The following is a 2813-nucleotide window of genomic DNA, read 5'->3' as shown; positions in this document are numbered from 1 at the left end:
AATACGTCGATAACGATGCGTCGGCCTATTCTGGCAAGCCGCGCCGCGAGTACGTGCGGATGTTGGCCGACCTGAAATCCGGTGCCAGGGACGCAGTGATCGTTTACAACCTGGACCGGTTGCATCGACGCCCCGTCGAGTTGGAAGAATTCGTGGCCCTGTGTGAATCGGTCGGTGTGCGGGACGTCGCCACCGTCACCGCCGACATCGACCTGGGCAACGATGACGGGTTGTTCATGGCCCGGATTTTCGCCGCGTTCGCCGCCAAAGAATCCGGCCGCAAATCCGCCCGTATCCGGCGCAAGATGTTGCAGAACGCAGAAAAGGGATTGCCGCACGGCTCGGTGCGCCCATTCGGCTACGAGAACGACAAGATCACCCTGCGCGACGACGAAGCCAGAGTGGTGCGCGAGATGGTCGATCGGTATCTGGCTGGCGCGTCGATTCGGTCGTTGACGATCTGGCTCAACGACACTGGCGTCGCCCCAGCGGTCGCGAAGTCGTGGCAGACCTCAGCGGTACGCCAAATCTTGACCTCAGGTCGCATCGCCGGGTTGCGCGAACATCGCGGGGAGGTGATCGGCCCAGCGGCGTGGCCGGCGATCATCACCCCGGCTGAGCGTGACCGGGTTCTGGCTCGCATGGCGACGCGTTCGCTGACCAAGACCCGCGTCCCACGCACCTACCTGCTATCAGGGATGCTGCGGTGTGGGCGTTGCGGAAATCGACTTTTTTCCCAAGCGCGCCATAGTAATCCCGACAACCGGGTCCGCCGCTACGTGTGTTTGAAGGGGCCTGATCATGGCGGCTGCGGCCGATTAACTGTGGTAGCTCAGCCCGTCGAAGACCTCCTCGCTGACGCTGTCCTGACCAGACTCGACTCGCCTCATCTAGCCGAGGTGCTGGCCGGCAAGGTCAGCGTGGACGCTGATGTGGCGGTGTTGTCTGCCCAGCTCGACGCCGACACCACACGTCTCGACGAACTCGCCGAGTTGTACGCAAACGGGGCCGTGACAGCGCGGGAGTGGATCGCTGCCCGGGACCCGATCAACGACCGCATCGCTCAGACCCGCCGCGATATTGCAAGCGCCACCGACACCGCGGATGTCAACGAGCTTGCGGGAACGGGGCATCTGCTGCGCAGTCAATGGAACGATCTCGGCATCGACCGCCAACAGGCGATCGTCAAGTCTGTGCTCGACCACGCTGTGATCGCTCCCGGCACGCCCGGCGCCCGCAGCCTCGACATCAACCGCGCCCAACCTCATTGGAGGGCTTAGCCTTCAAGGCTGGCAAGCCAGATAGTCGACGACGGACCTTCTGCGCGACCGACAGCTGGCCAAACTATGTGGCACTCTGCCCAAGTCGCTATGGAACCGGTTATGCCTCTTGCTGACCATTCTGGGCGAGGAACGCCTGTACGCTCGGTGGTGGCCCCCACCATCTCCCACCGAAATTGAACGCTTCTTGCATGGCTAGCCGTACCACTTTGTACATTGCGTCAGCTATCTCGCCATCGTTGGAGTTCGGAAACATTGTGGTGCGCACCGTGTTGTCGCCAGCGACTATGACCAGCGCCGGGTCGGCACGGGATTCGTCAAATGCTGCGCTGGACGGGTAGAAACTCCTGACGGACGTTTGACCCTCCGCTGCAACGAGCAGACAATACAGAATATCGAACTGGCACAACGAATTCAGCAGCAGGTCATCGGCGGCGGGATTGCTCGCGGTGGGCACGAGGCTCTCCGGAACGTCGGGCCGCGTTGCCGGTTGAGCGACCATCAGCTCGCGTGCTACCGAGATCAAGTAGCCGCCTTCCGCGGCATCCCCTGTTAAACCGGCGCGAGCAGCCTCGACATGACCGTGACGGATCCACGAAGAATGCACGTAGTCGTAGTCATTCGGGTGAATCTGAGCAGGCCGCTGGACGATCGACGTGATGACAGACCAGGCGCCCATTCGCACTGCCATACTGCTAGCGAGGGAGTCCTTGTTCTTCATCCAATCGGTGAAGCCCTGCGGGTTGGTCAGCTCCCATTGGTTGTCGTCGCGGTTGATGATGACCTCGCGGCCGTCGGCAAGGTTGAGGTGGGGGACGATATCGACGTGCATGGAGTTGGCGTAGACGAGCCGCACGCAGCGGCACTTCCGTGAGTGCGGCATGGCGCCGTAGGTGCCGTGCCGATGAAGGGCTGCGTAGACCTCATCGATGTAGGTCTTAGGGCTGTCGGCCCACTCCCGGTTCTCGCTCATGTCGAGCATGAAATCAGCGTCGAACTCGTTGTCACCGACCGGGTTGATGATCGTGCGGTGTGCCCAGGAGCCTTGCGGCGTCTTGCCGGTGATCAGCGCACCGATTTCGGCGTCGGCTTTGAGCGCCTTATAGATGGCTTCGACGCGCTCGTTGAGTAGGTCCAGTTTGAACTGGCTGAGATTGACGGTGTCTTTCAGCAAGACGTTGAAATGGTCAGCGAGTTGCATTGGGAGCCTCCGTGTGTGAAGTGCTGCTCGGATCGCCGCGGTGTCGGTGTCCGATCACAGGCGTGTATGTGGGTGCCCGGTGGTCAGCGAATTTCGCGGTGTAGATGGGGCTGAGTTCTCGACTGACTGAGGCCGCAAGTCCGGCCACGTCCTTCGGCTCCGCCGAGTCCAGTGCGTAGAGCCCGCCGGGCACCAAGGCGTCGAAGCGGATGTAGTTGGGTTTGCCGATCAAGTGTTCGGCCAGACCCTGCCCGCCGCGGCTGCTGGCGCTCAGGATCAACGGGGCGATCGGTCTGGCCCAGTGCAGTAGTCCGCCGCGGTCCAAACGTTTG

1 protein-coding gene and 2 pseudogenes are annotated in these 2813 nt (G+C 62.0%); 1 reads left to right on the top strand and 2 read right to left on the bottom strand.

Features of this window, described 5'->3' with window-relative positions; translation table 11 throughout:
• The coding region (locus AC2VOU_RS16075) for a recombinase family protein (protein WP_486958270.1) at positions 1 to 1280 on the top strand (1280 nt) is incomplete at its 5' end.
• Between the two features lie 694 nt (positions 1281 to 1974).
• On the opposite strand, the pseudogene AC2VOU_RS16070 reads toward AC2VOU_RS16075, so the two are convergent.
• Positions 1975 to 2481, bottom strand: a pseudogene (locus tag AC2VOU_RS16070) (SMODS domain-containing nucleotidyltransferase); the annotation flags it as partial.
• Positions 2468 to 2813, bottom strand: a pseudogene (locus AC2VOU_RS16065) (CBASS cGAMP-activated phospholipase); the annotation flags it as partial. The pseudogenes AC2VOU_RS16070 and AC2VOU_RS16065, both read right to left, overlap by 14 nt.

It is taken from the genome of Mycobacterium sp. TH-M25, assembly GCF_057473665.1.
This window is presented reverse-complemented; position numbering and strand designations above follow the sequence as displayed.